We start from the raw sequence: 15,346 nt of genomic DNA on the forward strand, positions 1-15,346 counted from the left end.
TCAAAGGCTTCCGACGCGCATGGACTACCTTGCCACACTGCTGACCGATCCCGCCGCCTGGGCCGCTCTCGCGACGCTCGTCGTCATGGAAGTGGTGCTTGCCATCGACAACCTGATCTTCATCTCGATCCTGACCAACAAGCTGCCCGAGGCGCATCGGGAGCGCACGCAACGCGTCGGCATCGGGCTCGCGCTCGTGATGCGGCTCGGTTTGCTCGGCACGGTCGCGCTGATCGTGCGCCTCACCGCGCCGATCTTCGAGGCGTTCGGGCACGGCTTCTCGTGGCGCGACCTGATCCTGATCGCGGGCGGCGTCTTTCTCGTGTGGAAGGCGACCACGGAAATCCGCCATCACGTCACGCACGACGCCGACGATCACGCTGGCGCGAATGCGGGCGCGCGCCTCACACCGTTGTCGGCGATCGGCCAGATTCTGCTGCTCGATCTGGTGTTTTCCATCGACAGCATCGTGACGGCGGTCGGCATGACGGAACACATTCCGATCATGTTCGTTGCCGTGATCGCGGCGGTCGCGGTCATGCTGTTCGCGGCGGGGCCGCTTTCGCGGTTCATCGAACGCAATCCGACTATCGTGATGCTGGCGCTCGGCTTCTTGCTCGTGATCGGGATGACGCTGATCGCGGAAGGATTCGGCTCGCACGTGCCGAAAGGCTATATCTATGCGGCGATGGCGTTCTCCGCGCTTGTCGAAGCGCTCAACATGCTGGCGCGGCGGGCGAAGCGGAAGTCCGATCCGGCTCGGAACCGACGCGGCGAGAACTGATGCATCAGCTCGTGTAGCCGTCGCGGATCAGGCGGCATAGAACCGGCGCCATCGCGGGCTCCTCGGGTTCGCCTCGGTCGACCCATGCGGCGAATGCCTTCACGTCGTCGGTGAATGGCGGTTCGCCGCGCGCCTTGCGGATGACGTTGTGCGCGCTCAGCAAAGCTTTCGCGGGCGCCACGATCGATGCGATGAGCGGCCCCTTCGCCGGGCCGAAGTCGAAATTGTCCATGCCGTGCTTATCGGCATTGGCGATGGAGACTTGAGGCTCAGCAGGTCCGGTGGCGTCGCGCTTGCACGGCGGGGGTGTTATAAGCCGCACCTCAAAACGGCAACTCGCCCTGCCGCTTTTCAACAACCGCGGTCTCCGGCAACGGCTGCGCGCGCAGCCAGCGATCGATCGCGTCGACGACATGCCGACGTTCGGTTTCATCGAGTACCTTGCCCGCCGCGATGCCGTGCCATTTCGCCAGACAACCGCGGCAGCACGTCGCCGTCGCGTGCTGCGCGATGAACACCGGATGCCCGCGAAACGGCGTCTGCTTGCCATCGTTGAGCGGCGCTTGCGGCGCAAGGCGCTTCGCGATCAGCTCGTGCGCCTGCGCGACGACCGCTTCCACCCCGCGTTCGCGCAGATAGCGCCCTTCCCGCACACCCAACGCAAAACGCCTGCGAAACGCGGATTTCGCGAGCGAGGCGAAGACGGCGTCGAGATCGCGCATCGACCTTCATTCCTTGCCGTAGAGCGTGGAATCGGCGAAACCCTGGGCGTCGAGCACACGGCCCACGAGAATCAGCGCCGTGCGTTGCAAACGCACTGCCCGCACCTTCACCGCGATATCCGCAAGCGTGCCTTCCACGCGCGTTTCATCCGGCCAACTCGCGCGAAACACCACGGCGACAGGACAATCCGCGCCGTAATGCGGCAGCAGATCGTCGACGATACGCTCGATATGCCGCACGCCAAGATGAATGGCGAGCGTCGCACGATGACGCGCCAGATCCGCGAGCGATTCGCCTTCGGGCATCGACGTTTTCGCGGCATAGCGCGTGAGAATCACGGTCTGCGAGATGCCCGGCAAGGTGAGTTCGCGTTTGAGCGCCGCCGCCGATGCCGCCGTCGCCGTCACGCCCGGCACGATCTCATAAGGAATCGCGAGCGTATCGAGACGGCGCATCTGCTCGCCTGTCGCGCCGTAAAGCGAAGGGTCGCCGGAATGCACGCGCGCCACGTCTTCTCCCCGCGCGTGCGCGTTTTCGAGCAACGCGACGATCGCATCGAGATCGAGTTCCGCCGTGTTCACGACACGCGTCGCCCGATGCCCGCTCAACACTTCGTCGGGCACGAGCGAGCCCGCATAAAGAATCACCGGACACGAGCGGATGAGCCGCTGGCCCTTCACGGTGATGAGTTCCGGGTCGCCCGGTCCGGCGCCGATGAAATAGACGGTCATGGAAGAGGAAGTTCGGTTGTGAGTGCATCGAGCGCGCTTGCCGGATCGTCGAATGCGCGATCGGCTTCGGGAAGCGCGGGCCGCGCAAGCATCACGACGGGCAAGCCGCGTTCGCGCGCCACCGCGAGCTTCGCTTCGGTCGCGCGGCCGCCGCTGTTTTTGCTGACGACGACATCGATACGCGCCGCATCGAACAACGCGCGCTCGCCTTCGATACTGAACGGCCCGCGCGCATCGACGATCCGCGCACGCGCGTTGCCTTCGTGCGGGTCGAGACAACGGACAGTCCAGAATTGCGACGCGGGTATCTCGTCAAGATGCGCAAGCGGCTCGCGTCCGAGCGTGAATAACGGCTTTTCATAGGCCGCGATTGCATCGACGACGCCTGGCCAATCGCGCGCCTCGCGCCAGATGTCGCCTGCTCGCGGCTGCCATGCCGGACGACGCACGGCCCACAAGGGCACGCCAACGAGCGTACATGCTTCGCGTGCATGACGGCTCATCTGCGCGGCGTAGGGATGCGTGGCATCGAGCACGAGCGCGATGCCTTCTTCACGCAGATACGTTGCCAGACCCGCCACGCCGCCAAAACCGCCGACGCGAACCTCACATGCGAGATCCGTCGGCACACGCCCGAGCCCCGCGAGACTGTAGACATGCGACGTGCCCAGCTTGCGCGCGATGACGAGCGCGTCGCCGGTGCCGCCGAGCAATAGCACGCGCTTCATTGCGCGCTCCCGACGATTTGCCCTTGCCTGTCGATGGCGAAAGTCTCCACGACGATGCCTTGCGGCACGACGTCGAGCGCCACTTCGCGGGCTCGCGCGCAGACGATATCGCCGAGCGCGATGCCTTCGCCGCGCGCCAGCTTAAGCGCTTCCTGACTCGTGTTGGCCATGCGAATTGCGTGCTGCAACGCGATGCTCGCGCCAGCATCGGCGGCCCAGGTGGCGAGAAGCGGCAAGTCGATACTCGACGTGCGGCTGTGCAGATCCATATGTCCCGCCGCGAGCTTGCTGAGTTTGCCGAAGCCGCCGCAAACACTGAGTTTTTCGACCGGCGCGCGGCGCAAGTGCTTCAAAACCGCGCCCGCGAAATCGCCCATTTCGATGAGCGCCATATCCGGCAAGCCGTAACGCGCGCGCATGGCGTCCTCGCTCTGATTGCCGGTGCACGCCGCGATATGTTGCACGCCATTGGCGCGCGCGACATCGATCCCCTGATGGATCGACGCGATATAAGCCGCACACGAAAACGGCCGGACGATGCCGGTGGTCCCGAGTATCGACAGTCCGCCGATAATGCCGAGCCGCGGATTCATCGTCTTGAGCGCAAGCGCCTCGCCATTCTCCACGCCGATGCTCACGTCGAAACCGCCCGCATAACCCGCTCGCGTGGCGAGTGCTTCGAGATGCTCGCGCATCATTTTGCGGGGAACGGGGTTGATGGCCGGCTCGCCGATCGGCAACGCAAGGCCCGCGCGCGTCACGGTGCCAACGCCCGGTCCCGCGTGAAAGCGCACGCCATGCCGCGCCGCAAGCCGCACGCGAGCTATGACGAGCGCGCCATGCGTGACATCGGGATCGTCGCCGGCATCCTTGATGACGCCCGCTTCCGCTGCATCGCCGGCAAGACGGCAGAACGCGAGCGGCATGGTCACGGACTGGCCCTTCGGCAGCACGATCTCCGCGCGCTCGCTCGGCTCGCCGAGCAACAGAAGGCGCGCGGCCGCGAGACTCGTCACGGTCGCGCAGCTTCCCGTCGTGTAGCCGCTTCTGAGCGGCGCGGACTGTTCGGGCGTCTCGTCACGCATCGGGATGGTCATCCGCCGGCGAGCTCATGGCTTCTTCGCGTGCAGAAGCGTGATCGGCAGCGCTTGCCGCCATGTATCGAAACTGCCGAGCGGCTCGGCCCGTGCGATGCCGATCCGCGTCAGCTCGCCGCCATGCTCCGCGCGCCATGCAACGAGCGCCGCTTCACTCTGCAAGGTCACGGCGTTGACGATCAGCCGACCGCCCTGCCGCACGCGCGCCCAGCACGCATCGAGGAGACCCGGCACGGTCACGCCGCCGCCGATGAACACGGCATCCGGCGCGCTCAAACCGTCGAGCGCGCCGGGCGCCTCGCCCTTGATGAGTTGCAGCGCAGGCACGCCGAGCGCATCGCGGTTATGTTCGATGAGACGCTGCCGCCCCTCGTTCGCTTCGATTGCAATCGCGCGGCAAGCGGGATGCGCGCGCATCCACTCGATACCGATGGACCCGCAACCCGCGCCGACATCCCACAGCAATTCGCCCGGTTGCGGCGCGAGACGTGCGAGCGTCACGGCGCGTACATCGCGCTTGGTGAGCTGGCCGTCGTGCCGATACGCGTCGTCGGCAAGACCCGGCGTGAGCGATGGCCCCGCGTGGCCCGCATGCGTGCGGCATTCGATCGCCATGAGATTGAGCGCCGCCACGCGCGGCTCGCGCCAGTCGTCCGCACGTTCGTCGAACCGGCGTTCATTCGTGCCGCCCAGATGCTCGAACACCGTCACGCGGCTCGCGCCGAAACCATGCAGCGTGAGAAGCTGCGTGACGGCGGCGGGCGTCGCGCCATCGGCGCTCAGGACGAGCAGACGTCCGCCGCGAAACACATGCGCGAGCAGGGACGCCACCGGCCGCCCGACGAGCGACACGCATTGCGCGTCCTGCAACGGCCAGCCCAAGCGCGCCGCCGCCAGCGACAGCGACGAAGGCGCGGGCATGACGCGCATTTCTTCCGTGGATAATTCGCGCGCAAGCGTGGCGCCGACGCCGAAGAACATGGGGTCGCCGCTCGCAAGCACGCATGTTTGGACGCCGCGCTCGGCGAGCACGGCATCGACGGAAAACGGGCTTGGCCATGGCACGCGGCGCGCCGCGATACGCGCCGGCAGAAACGCGAGGTGACGTTCGCCGCCGTGGATCGACCGTGCTTCGAAGAGCGCGCGCCGCGCCTCGCGGCCAAGCCCATGCCAGCCGTCCTCGCCGATACCCACGACGGTCAGCCAGTTCGACATGTGCGGCCTCCTACGGGCGAATCCCGCGTTTGAAGCACCCGCGCAAGGCGGGAAGCGGTCTGATGGTCGATAAAAGCGGGCATAATAGCGCGTTCGTCGGTGCCTGAAGGGTTCGATCGGTATTGAGCCTCATGGCCTAACAGGGAACACAGCAAAACTGTGGCTGCCCCCGCAATTGTACGCAGCGAGTCCGCGCTCCACTGCCACTGGTTTTTACCGGGAAGGCTAGCGCGAATGTCGACCTGCCAGCCAAGAGACCTGCCGACGTAAGCATTCACTGCTATTCAACGCTATTCAACGCAATTGCGCGAAGCCTGCCGGGCGGGGTGTACCGGTTCGCTACTCAAGCGCTTAAGCATACGGTCGAGCTTTTGGAATCGTTCTTGCCGCCTTGGTCTTCGGCCTGTCCCGGCCTCATGCGTATCGTGCCCGCACGCGACGGCGCCCTTGCGCGCGTGCGTCTTGCCGGTGGCGAGTTGCGTCGCGAAGCCGCGCATGCCGTGGCGCACGCCGCCGAGCGCTGCGGTTCCGGCACGATCGAAGTGACCAATCGCGCCAATCTGCAACTGCGCGGCATTCGCGACGATGCCCACGCGGAACTCATCGATATCGTGCTCGCGGCGGGCCTCGGTCCGACCACGGCCAGCGCCGACGATATCCGAAACGTCATGCTGAGCCCGCTTGCGAGCACGGGAACGCGTGCGCTTGCAGCGGATATCGTCGAAAGCATGCAGGCCGATGCCGCGTTGCACGCGTTGTCGCCGAAGTTCGCGTTGCAGATCGACGATGGCGAAACGCTTGCCATGCTCGATCATCCGCACGATCTTTGGCTTTCGGCGCTGGACAATGGCGCGCGCTTCGCATTCGGTTTTGCAGGATCGATGCCGCATCGTGAGGAACATGCGCCTGCCTCGGGCGCGATTGCGCGTGACGACGCGAAGCGCTTCATCCTGGCCGTGCTGCAGGCGTTTCTGGCGCTGGCATCGGTGGAAGAACACCGCATGCGCGATGTGCTCGCACGCGTTGGAATAGCGGGCTTTCTCCATGCCCTCGACTTCGAAACACAGCACGACGCCGCACTTCAGTCATGGCGTCGCGCGCCTTCCAATGCAACGTTACGACTCGGCGCGCATGCGGACTATGTCGGCGCGCAAGCGCCGCTCGGCCGCCTCGATGCTAATACGCTTCACGCAATCACCGATCTCGCCGAAGAACGCGTCGTGATGACGCCCTGGCAAAGCGTGTTGCTGCCTGACGTGCACGCGAATCGCATGACGCATGTCGTCGACGCCCTTCGCGCGCTTGGCCTCGCCACCGATCCACGCGATCCGTTCGCGCGTCTGATCGCATGCGCGGGTTCTTCGGGCTGCGCGAAAAGCCGTGCCGATACGAAAGCGGACGCGCATCGTTTAGCCGCCTTGCTGCCCGAGCATGCGCACGCGCATCTGAGCGGCTGCGAGCGCTTTTGTGCGGCGGCGCATCCCGTCGAAAACACGCTCGTTGCCGTTGCGCCCGGCCGCTACGACGTGCATCGAGGCACACACGTGATCGCCCATAACCTCCTCATCGAAGAGGCGGCCGCATGGCTCGCCCGGAGTCATGCCGATGTCTGACTATATCCGCGACGGTGCGGAGATTTACCGGCAATCGTTCGCGACGATTCGCGCCGAAGCCGACCTCGCCGCCATTCCCGCAAACCTCGAAAAGCTCGCCGTGCGGATGATTCATGCGTGCGGCATGATCGATATCGTCAATGACCTGCGCTTCTCGTCCGATGCCGGTATCGCGGGCCGTGAAGCGCTCGTGAGCGGCGCGCCCATTCTCTGCGATGCGCGCATGGTCGCCGAAGGCATCACGCGCGCGCGCCTTCCCGCGAATAATCGCGTGATCTGCACGCTCGGCGATGCCTCCGTGCCGGAACGCGCCCGTGCGATGCGCAACACGCGCTCCGCTGCCGCACTCGAACTCTGGCGGCCCGATCTTGCGGGTGCGATCGTCGCAATCGGCAATGCGCCCACCGCGCTCTTTCATCTACTCGACATGATCGACGACGGCGCACCGAAGCCCGCGCTCATCCTCGGCTTTCCAGTGGGCTTTATCGGCGCGGCGGAATCGAAAGCCATGCTTGCCGCCGACAGCCGTGGCATTCCTTTCGTCGCGTTGCTCGGACGACGCGGCGGCAGCGCGATGGCGGCGGCCGCCGTGAATGCGCTCGCATCGGAGGCCGAGTGATGAGCGGAAGACTCCATGGTCTGGGCGTCGGTCCGGGCGATCCCGATCTCATCACGGTGAAGGCGTTGAAGCTGCTCAAGGCGGCGCCCGTGGTCGCGTATTTCGTCGCGAAGGGGAAGAAGGGCAACGCGTTCGGAATCATCGAATCTCATCTCGAAGACACGCAGACGCGCTTGCCGCTCGTCTATCCCGTGACGACGGAAGCGCTCGAACCGCCGCTTTGCTACGAGACGATCATCAGCGCGTTCTACGATGAATGCGCGCTCGCCATTGCGGATCATCTCGAAGCCGGCCGCGACGTGGCGGTGATCTGCGAAGGCGATCCGTTCTTCTACGGCTCGTACATGTATCTGCATGATCGCCTTGCCGCGCGCTTCGAGGCAGAAGTCGTGCCCGGCGTCTGTTCGATGCTGGGCGGCGTCGCAGTGCTTGGCGTGCCACTGGTTTATCGTAATCAGAGCCTTGCGGTGCTTTCGGGCGTTCTTTCGGAAGCCGAACTAAAACGAAAGCTGGCGACGAGCGATGCCGCCGTCATTATGAAGCTCGGCCGCAACTTCGACAAAGTGCGTCGTGTGCTGGCGGAACTCGGGCTCGACAAACGCGCGTTGTATGTGGAACGCGCGACGATGGCGAATCAACGCATCGTGCCGCTGAACGAAGTCGATCCAATGGCATCGCCCTACTTCTCGCTGTTGGTCGTGCCGGGGACGAAATGGAGCGCATAGACGTAGCGAAGCCGCTTGCCATCGTCGTGCTCGGCAACGGTGCGCTGACTATCGCGCGCAAGATTCAGGCGTGTCGTTCGGGATCGCTCGTTCATGGACTCGCTAGTCGCGTGAACGTGGACGCCTCCTTCGACGACTTCGGCGCGCACGTGCGGGCACTCTACGCGGCAGGCTCGCCAATCGTCGCACTGTGTTCAGCAGGCATCGTAATTCGCGCGCTGGCAGCGTCGCTTGCGGATAAGGGCGCGGAGCCGCCGGTGCTCGCTGTCGCGCAGGACGGCAGCGCGGTCGTGCCGCTGCTCGGCGGCATGAGCGGCGTGAACATGCTTGCGCGTGATATCGGCCAGATGCTCGGTATCGTACCGGCCATCACGACGAGCGGCGAATTACGCTTCGGTCAATGTCTGCTCGCGCCGCCCGAAGGCTACGTACTGGCGGATATCGAACGCGGCAAGCGCTTCGTGTCCGACTTGCTTGGCGGAGCAACGACGCGCTTGGAAGGCCACGCACCGTGGCTCGATCAGGCAGCCCTTCCTCGCGCCGACGATGCGTTGCGCGCCATCCGCATCACGCCCGAAAGCGCCCACGATGAACACAGTCTCGTGATTCATCCACGTTGTGTGATTGCATGGATCGAAGATGACGCGACGAACGGCGATGTAGCGGAATGCGTACGCAAGGCACTTCAAGCACGAAGCCTCGCGCCGCTCGCACTCGCTGTGCTGGTCACGCCCACGCACGCAATGACATCGCAACGTCTTGCCGATGCCGCGCAAGCGCTCGACGTGCCATTGCGTTTCAGCGACGCCCCGCCTTTCGATGTTTCGCACAACGGCGACGTTGCATTGCACGTCGCCAACGCGCCCGTCGATGCGCAGGCGATAGGCCGTGCACGCGGCAGGTTGACCGTGATCGGTCTCGGTCCCGGCAGCTCCGAGATGATGACGCCCGCCGCGAAAGCCGCGCTTCGTGCCGCAGAAGACGTGCTCGGTTACGAAACCTACGTGCGCATGGCAGGCCCGTTTCGCGCCGATCAACGCGCGCATATGACGGACAATCGCGAAGAGTTGCAGCGCGCGCGACATGCGTTCGAACTGGCAAGCGAGGGACGCAGGGTCGTGGTCGTATCGTCGGGCGATCCGGGCGTGTTCGCCATGGCGGCAGCCGTGCTCGAAGCACTCGACAAGGAAGCGAACGCGTCATGGCATGCCGTGAAACTCGAGATCGTGCCGGGCGTATCGGCGTCGCTTGCCACGGCGGCGCGTGCGGGCGCACCGCTCGGCCATGACTTCTGCGTTTTGTCGCTATCGGACAATTTGAAGCCGTGGGGCGTCATCGAGAAACGCATTGCGCATGCGGGTCAGGCCGATTTCGTCATGGCGTTCTACAACCCACTATCGAAGGCACGGCCCTGGCAATTCGATCGCGCGATCGAAATCGTGAAGCAGCATCGCGATGCCAAAACGCCCGTCGTGCTCGGGCGCGATGTGGGACGCGCGGGCGAGACGCTTCGCATCATGACGCTTGGCGAGTTGGACAGCACGATGGTGGACATGCGAACGATGGTGATCGTCGGATCATCGACCACGCGCGTGATCGGCGATGGCGCATGGGTTTATACGCCGCGATGGTATGAATGACACGCGCAGGCTATCGCAAGTCCGCGCTCAGTTCGCTCGCATGAAAGTACTCCGCCGCCCAGCGTAGCGCCAACGTGCTCGCTTGCCCGACTCCGAATTGCCCTTCATCGAAGTCCACCAGCACGACGCGGTCCGCGCACTGCGGCGGCGCGGGCGTCTCGTTCGTGCGGCCATCGGTCAGCACCCATAGCCAGCGACGCTGCGCGGGTCTTCGACGCGCGGCTCGTGCAAGCACGGTCTGCGCACTCGAAAGACCCAACGCCAGCGGCGTGCCACCACCGCCACCGATAGGCCTCACCCAGCGCTCGTTCCACCAATGCGCGGCGCCCGGCTGACGACGCACTTCCGCACGCCCGCCACCGAAACATACGAGCGCAATTTCCGCACGCTCACGATAAGCCCGATCGAACAACGCAATCAACAAGCCCTTGGCACGCGCGAGCCGTTCACCCGTGAGCATCGATCCCGAGCAATCGAGAAGAAAGCAATGCAACGACGCCGCTTCGCCCTGCACACGTCGATAGCGAAGATGCCGTGCATCGAGACGCTCGGCACGTTTCGCGCGTAGCGTCGATATCCAGTCGAGCGTGGTGCTTTCATCGCCTTCGCGACCGGTCATGCGACCGCGTGCCCGCGCTTCACGCCATCGAAGACGATGCTCTTGAGCATCCGCTTCGTGTCTCCGATGGCTCAGGCTTTTTTTGCGGCAAGCGGTCTGACTTGCTTGACCTTCGCCGTGCCTGCTGGCTCGGGCGGCATGTAGCCCCAATCGCTTTCATTCGTGCTGCCGTTATCGCGCGGGGCGGGCTGCTGCGGCGCTTCGCCTTGCGATGCATCGGCCTCGCGTCGTCGATGCTTCAGCACGGCGTCGGCCACGCGATCGACATGAAGCGTCTGCACGTTGCTCGCGCCTTCGAATGCCGCGAGCGCTCTCGCCGCACGCAGCATCACGAGATCGGCGCGCAAGCCATCCACGTGGGCGGCGATGCAAAGCGCGCTCACGCGCGCATGCACCGCGTCGTCCGGATCGAGCGCGAATAGCACGGCACGTGCTGCATGAATGCGTTCTGCTAGCGCGGACTGTGCGTCGGCATGGCGTGCGCAGAATGCTTCAGCATCCATATCGAACGCGAGCCGCGCCCTGACGATCCGTTGCCGCACGCTCGCATCGAAGCAATTGTTCAATTCGACCGCGAGCCCGAAGCGATCGAGCAATTGCGGACGCAATTCGCCTTCTTCGGGATTCATCGTGCCGATCAATACGAAACGCGCTTCATGCCGATGCGAAATACCATCGCGCTCGATGACGTTCACGCCGCTTGCCGCGACATCCAGCAACTGATCGACGAGCGGGTTGGGCAGCAGATTCACTTCATCGACATAGAGCACGCCGAGATGCGCTTTTGCAAGCAAGCCCGGCGAAAAGGTCACGCCGCCGTCGCGCAAGGCGCTTTGAATATCGAGCGTGCCGATCAACTGCTCTTCGCTTGCGCCGAGCGGCAGCGTGACGAGCCGGCCTTCGGGCAATAGCTCGGCAAGCGCGCGTGCGGCAGTGGACTTCGCCGTTCCGCGTGGGCCGCTGACGAGCACGCCGCCAAGCGCCGGATCGATAGCCGCGAGCACGAGCGCCTGCTGCAAGGCCTCCTGCCCGACGAGCGCGGTAAAGGGAAACACCGGAAAATCAGCGTCGTTCGGGTTCAAGTCTGTCGGCCTTCGAGTTGCAGTTCGACATCGAGCAAATGGCGCGTCACGTCAGCGCGATAGCCGCCCGGCTCTTGCCATAAACCGCGCTCCATGGCTTCGAGCAGACGCTCGCATATCGATTGGAGCGCGTGAGGATTGTGCTGCGTGATGAACTCGCGCGTGTCTGCGTCGTTCACGTAAGCGTCGGTAACGAGCGCGTATTGATGATCCGATACGACACGCGCCGTGGCGTCGTATCCGTAAAGATAATCCACCGTTGCAGCGAGTTCGGATGCGCCTTTGTAGCCGTGACGCTTGACGCCGTCGATCCATTTTGGATTGACCACGCGCGAGCGCACCACGCGTGCAATTTCTTCGTTCAAGGTCCGCACGCGCGGCGCGGCGGGATTGCTATGATCCGCGTTATACGCCTGCGGTTGCAGGCCCGAAAGATAACGCACGGCCGCGACCATGCCGCCCTGAAACTGATGGTAGTCGTTCGAGTCCAGCAGATCGTGCTCGCGGTTATCTTGATTCTGAAGCACGACATCGAGCGCGGAAAGCCGCGTGCCGAAGCTCGCTCGCGCATCCACGCCGTCTTGCGCCTGCGAATACGCATAGCCTCCCGTGCTTTGATACGCGGCCGAGAGATCGGCGTCGCTCTGCCATTGCTTCGCATCGATCAGTTCCTGCAAGCCCGCGCCATACGCGCCCGGCTTTGTGCTGAACACGCGCCAGCCTGCACGTTGCCGCGCTTCTTTCGCATTCATACCGCGACCGATCAGTTCATCGCGCTCACGCATGACGCGCGCGCGAATCGGATTGATATCCTCGGGCTCGTCTTCGAGTTCGGCGACGGCTTGCACCGCCGCATCGAAAAGATGCATGAGATTGGCGAAGGCGTCGCGAAAGAACCCCGATACGCGCAAGGTAACGTCGATACGCGGCCGGTTGAAGATGGAGATTGGCAGTATCTCGAAGTCCGTCACGCGATTGCTTCCCGCCGCCCACTTCGGCCGTACGCCGATCAGTGCGAACGCCTGGGCCATATCGTCGCCGCCAGTGCGCATGGTCGCCGTGCCCCACACGGAAAGGCCGATGGCGCGCGGGAAATCGCCGTGATCCTGCACGTGTCTTTCCACCAGCAGATTGGCCGACTTGAGGCCGATGGACCATGCGGCCTGCGTCGGCAATGCGCGTGTGTCGACCGAATAAAAATTGCGTCCGGTAGGCAACACGTCCGGTCTGCCGCGCGATGGAGAACCGCTCGGACCAGGCGGCACGAAGCGGCCCTCAAGCCCGCGCTTCAGTTGCTCGAGCTCTTGCGGACCACACGCGTCAAGACGCGCGAGCACATCGCCTTGCAAGCGTTCGAGCACCAGCGTCGTTTGCGGCCCCGGCGATTCGGCATCGCCTTGAAATAGTTGCAATGCTAACGATTCGAGGCGTTCGCGTGTATCGCCATGATGCCGCCAAGGCGCGTCGACCGCGTTTTGAAGCGCGTCGGGGCGAGGTCCATTCCATGGCGCCGCCCAGTCGGCATCGAGCGGATCGAACGCTTCACCGAGCGCGAGATCGCGCGCCATGGCCGTGATGAGACTTGCATTCGCACCACGTCCGTCGCCGGTCGGAAAACGGCCCAATGCGAGCAGCGTATCGCGCCTTTGCACGCCTTCGGGCGATACGCCGAACACATGCAGACCATCGCGTATCTGCGCTTCCTTGAGTTCGCACAGATAGGCATCGGCACGCGTAAGCAGTGTGTCTTCACCCTGCAAGTCGCCCGGTGCGTCGAGCCCGAGTTCCTCATGCAACCTGTTCTCGACGATGTTCGCGAGGATGGACTTGCGCAGCAGCTTCGCGCGGCGCGTATCGACCATGAGCGCTTCGTAGTATTCGTCCACTTGTCGTTCGAGATCCTGCAGCGGCCCATAGTTTTCGGCACGCGTGAGCGGCGGCATCAGATGGTCGATGATGACCGCCTGCGCGCGACGCTTGGCCTGACTTCCTTCGCCCGGATCGTTCACGATGAACGGATAGAGATGCGGCATGGGACCGAGAATGAGATCGGGCCAGCACGATGCCGACAACGCAACGCTCTTGCCCGGCAGCCATTCGAGGCTGCCATGCTTGCCGACATGCACGAGCGCATCGGCCTGGAAACGCAAGCGCAACCAAAAATAAAACGCGAGATACGCATGCGGCGGCACGAGCTCGGCATCGTGATAGCTCGCATAATCGTTGCGCTCGCGCGAGCGCGAAGGCTGAATGCCGATGAACACTTCACCGCAACGCAAGCCTGCAATCATGAAGCGGCCGCGCCGTATCGTCGGATCGTCTTCAGGCGCGCCCCATGTCTTTTCCAGTGCTTGCCGTGCATCCAGCGGCAACGCGCGATAGGCATCGAGATAATCTTCGAGCGCAAGACTTTGCAGGGCCGGGCGAAGATCGCGCACGACAGGGTCGTTCGTCACGCCTCGTGTAAGCGCTTCGATGAGCGCATCGCCATGTTCGGGAATCTGGTCTAAGCGATAGCCTTCACGCTCGAGCAACTGCAAGATGTTGATGGCCGATGCCGGCGTGTCCAGTCCCACGCCGTTGCCAATGCGCCCTTCGCTCGCCGGATAATTCGCCAAGACAAGCGCGATGCGCTTGCGCTCGTTCGGCGTATGTCTGAGCTTGCACCAGCGCGCGCTGAGTTCGGCGACGAAGCGCATGCGCTCGGTATCGGCTTGATAACGCACCACGTCGACCTGCGTATGCGGGCATCGATAAGCAAGCCCCTTGAAGCTCACCGCTCGCGTGATGATACGGCCATCCACCTCGGGGAGCGCCACGTGCATGGCGACATCGCGCGAATTCAGGCCTTGATTGTCCTTCTGCCAGTCATCGCGATTGCCCCCGCTCAAGATCACTTGCATCACGGGCGCATCGCCGGCCACTTCGAATGCTTCGCTTTCTCCGATCACGCCCGCAGCGAACGCCGTGGTATTGAGCACGAGCGATGCACCATGCTGCGCGCACAAACGCTCCACTACTTCGCGGCTCAGACTTTCCTTGAGCGATGCAATCGCAATGGGCAGCGGATTCATGCCCTCGCGTTCGAGCGCTTCGATGAATGCATCGAACACAGCGGTGTTGCCTGATTGAAGGTGTGCGCGATAGAAAAGAATGGCAACCACCGGCGCGCCTTCGGTCCAGCGTTCGCGCCAATCGTCGCTAGAAGCGCTTTCGCGCTCGGGGTGATAGATCGCGACCGCGGGCAACGCGCTCGGCGCGTGCGCTTCGCGTCCCCAACCGAACGCGCGATGCGCAATGGCGCGTAGAAACTCTTCGGCATTGCGCGCGCCGCCTTCACGTAAATAGCGCGACAGGTCGCGGCAGAACGCGGCATCGGCCGTACTCTTGCCGATGAGATTCGGGTCTTCCGCAAGATCGCCCGAAAACATGGCGAGCATTTGCTTTTCGCGCTTTGCCAAAGCGACGAGACGCTCGATACCGTAGGGCCAATACGATTCGCCGCCGAGATGATCGACGATGACGACCTTTGCATGACGCAGAATGTCGTCGACATAAAAGTCGACCGAAGCGTTCTGGCGCAGGAACGATTGATTTGCGAGCCGCACTTCCGGAAAGCCGGGGCCGAGACGTGGAAAGACGCTTGCGAGCAGCGCGAGCGTGGTATCGGCCGAACTGAGCACGACGATGGGCGCGCGCGTCTGCTCTATCCGCATCACGCCTGCTGCGTCGTCGACGAAGCCTCCCGGAGTCGTGCGCAGCAGATGCAT

The 15,346-nt window shown here is 63.9% G+C and carries 14 protein-coding genes and 1 riboswitch; of the genes, 5 read left to right on the forward strand and 9 right to left on the reverse strand.

Annotation, left to right across the window (positions count from 1 at the left end):
• Nucleotides 1-19 precede the first annotated feature (19 nt).
• The gene (locus ACYQ47_RS03880; protein ID WP_459904524.1) at nt 20-784 is read left to right on the forward strand and encodes a TerC family protein; all 765 of its coding nucleotides are present in this window, start codon (nt 20-22) and stop codon (nt 782-784) included.
• Between the two features lie 4 nt (nt 785-788).
• Here ACYQ47_RS03880 and ACYQ47_RS03885 read toward each other — a convergent pair whose 3' ends face one another.
• The 6 genes from ACYQ47_RS03885 to cbiE form a co-directional block, all read right to left on the reverse strand.
• Nucleotides 789-1,016, reverse strand: coding sequence for a hypothetical protein (locus tag ACYQ47_RS03885; RefSeq protein WP_244829508.1), 228 nt, complete (start codon nt 1,014-1,016; stop codon nt 789-791).
• A 91-nt stretch (nt 1,017-1,107) separates the two neighbouring features.
• Entirely contained in the window at nt 1,108-1,506 is a 399-nt protein-coding gene (locus tag ACYQ47_RS03890; RefSeq protein ID WP_459904526.1) for a DUF4186 domain-containing protein, read from the reverse strand.
• 6 nt (nt 1,507-1,512) lie between these two features.
• Nucleotides 1,513-2,238: a precorrin-4 C(11)-methyltransferase gene (cobM, locus tag ACYQ47_RS03895; RefSeq protein ID WP_250467207.1), complete on the reverse strand. Its 726-nt coding sequence runs from the start codon at nt 2,236-2,238 to the stop codon at nt 1,513-1,515.
• Nucleotides 2,235-2,966 carry a cobalt-precorrin-6A reductase gene (locus ACYQ47_RS03900; RefSeq protein ID WP_250526770.1) on the reverse strand — a complete coding sequence of 244 codons (732 nt, stop codon included), beginning with the start codon at nt 2,964-2,966 and terminating at the stop codon, nt 2,235-2,237. The genes cobM and ACYQ47_RS03900 overlap by 4 nt, the downstream gene beginning before the upstream one ends.
• The gene (locus ACYQ47_RS03905) at nt 2,963-4,051 is read right to left on the reverse strand and encodes a cobalt-precorrin-5B (C(1))-methyltransferase (RefSeq protein ID WP_459904825.1); all 1,089 of its coding nucleotides are present in this window, start codon (nt 4,049-4,051) and stop codon (nt 2,963-2,965) included. Before ACYQ47_RS03905 ends, ACYQ47_RS03900 begins: the two co-directional genes overlap by 4 nt.
• A gap of 24 nt (nt 4,052-4,075) precedes the next feature.
• The gene (gene cbiE / locus ACYQ47_RS03910; protein ID WP_459904529.1) at nt 4,076-5,278 is read right to left on the reverse strand and encodes a precorrin-6y C5,15-methyltransferase (decarboxylating) subunit CbiE; all 1,203 of its coding nucleotides are present in this window, start codon (nt 5,276-5,278) and stop codon (nt 4,076-4,078) included.
• 80 nt (nt 5,279-5,358) lie between these two features.
• A riboswitch (cobalamin riboswitch) is annotated at nt 5,359-5,558 on the forward strand.
• Between the two features lie 103 nt (nt 5,559-5,661).
• On the opposite strand from cbiE, the gene cobG reads away from it, so the two are divergent.
• From cobG to cobJ, 4 genes are read left to right on the forward strand one after another with little or no spacing between them, the layout of a single operon-like run.
• Nucleotides 5,662-6,891 carry a precorrin-3B synthase gene (gene cobG, locus ACYQ47_RS03915; RefSeq protein ID WP_459904531.1) on the forward strand — a complete coding sequence of 410 codons (1,230 nt, stop codon included), beginning with the start codon at nt 5,662-5,664 and terminating at the stop codon, nt 6,889-6,891.
• The gene (locus ACYQ47_RS03920; protein ID WP_459904533.1) at nt 6,884-7,510 is read left to right on the forward strand and encodes a precorrin-8X methylmutase; all 627 of its coding nucleotides are present in this window, start codon (nt 6,884-6,886) and stop codon (nt 7,508-7,510) included. The genes cobG and ACYQ47_RS03920 overlap by 8 nt, the downstream gene beginning before the upstream one ends.
• A complete protein-coding gene (locus tag ACYQ47_RS03925; protein WP_244829500.1) occupies nt 7,510-8,235 on the forward strand; it encodes a precorrin-2 C(20)-methyltransferase in 726 nt (241 codons plus the stop codon). Before ACYQ47_RS03920 ends, ACYQ47_RS03925 begins: the two co-directional genes overlap by 1 nt.
• Complete coding sequence (gene cobJ, locus ACYQ47_RS03930) at nt 8,223-9,875, forward strand: precorrin-3B C(17)-methyltransferase (protein ID WP_459904535.1); 1,653 nt, start codon at nt 8,223-8,225, stop codon at nt 9,873-9,875. The genes ACYQ47_RS03925 and cobJ overlap by 13 nt, the downstream gene beginning before the upstream one ends.
• Nucleotides 9,876-9,885: 10 nt before the next feature.
• Here cobJ and ACYQ47_RS03935 read toward each other — a convergent pair whose 3' ends face one another.
• From ACYQ47_RS03935 to cobN, 3 genes are all read right to left on the reverse strand, one after another.
• Nucleotides 9,886-10,494 carry a vWA domain-containing protein gene (locus ACYQ47_RS03935; RefSeq protein ID WP_309960189.1) on the reverse strand — a complete coding sequence of 203 codons (609 nt, stop codon included), beginning with the start codon at nt 10,492-10,494 and terminating at the stop codon, nt 9,886-9,888.
• Between the two features lie 71 nt (nt 10,495-10,565).
• On the reverse strand, nt 10,566-11,576 hold the full coding sequence (locus ACYQ47_RS03940; RefSeq protein ID WP_250467222.1) for an ATP-binding protein: 1,011 nt from the start codon (nt 11,574-11,576) through the stop codon (nt 10,566-10,568).
• Nucleotides 11,573-15,346 carry a cobaltochelatase subunit CobN gene (cobN, locus tag ACYQ47_RS03945; protein WP_459904538.1) on the reverse strand — a complete coding sequence of 1,258 codons (3,774 nt, stop codon included), beginning with the start codon at nt 15,344-15,346 and terminating at the stop codon, nt 11,573-11,575. Before cobN ends, ACYQ47_RS03940 begins: the two co-directional genes overlap by 4 nt.

Source organism: Caballeronia sp. HLA56 (genome assembly GCF_054655155.1).

Bases quoted from the DNA above. Each gene is read 5' to 3' on its own strand.
- ACYQ47_RS03920 (WP_459904533.1), top strand. From the start codon at position 6,884: ATGTCTGACTATATCCGCGACGGTGCGGAGATTTACCGGCAATCGTTC.
- cbiE (WP_459904529.1), bottom strand. From the start codon at position 5,278: ATGTCGAACTGGCTGACCGTCGTGGGTATCGGCGAGGACGGCTGGCAT.
- ACYQ47_RS03885 (WP_244829508.1), bottom strand. From the start codon at position 1,016: ATGGACAATTTCGACTTCGGCCCGGCGAAGGGGCCGCTCATCGCATCG.
- ACYQ47_RS03905 (WP_459904825.1), bottom strand. From the start codon at position 4,051: ATGCGTGACGAGACGCCCGAACAGTCCGCGCCGCTCAGAAGCGGCTAC.
- ACYQ47_RS03925 (WP_244829500.1), top strand. From the start codon at position 7,510: ATGAGCGGAAGACTCCATGGTCTGGGCGTCGGTCCGGGCGATCCCGAT.
- cobM (WP_250467207.1), bottom strand. From the start codon at position 2,238: ATGACCGTCTATTTCATCGGCGCCGGACCGGGCGACCCGGAACTCATC.
- ACYQ47_RS03890 (WP_459904526.1), bottom strand. From the start codon at position 1,506: ATGCGCGATCTCGACGCCGTCTTCGCCTCGCTCGCGAAATCCGCGTTT.
- cobN (WP_459904538.1), bottom strand. From the start codon at position 15,346: ATGCATCTGCTGCGCACGACTCCGGGAGGCTTCGTCGACGACGCAGCA.
- ACYQ47_RS03880 (WP_459904524.1), top strand. From the start codon at position 20: ATGGACTACCTTGCCACACTGCTGACCGATCCCGCCGCCTGGGCCGCT.
- ACYQ47_RS03935 (WP_309960189.1), bottom strand. From the start codon at position 10,494: ATGACCGGTCGCGAAGGCGATGAAAGCACCACGCTCGACTGGATATCG.
- cobJ (WP_459904535.1), top strand. From the start codon at position 8,223: ATGGAGCGCATAGACGTAGCGAAGCCGCTTGCCATCGTCGTGCTCGGC.
- ACYQ47_RS03900 (WP_250526770.1), bottom strand. From the start codon at position 2,966: ATGAAGCGCGTGCTATTGCTCGGCGGCACCGGCGACGCGCTCGTCATC.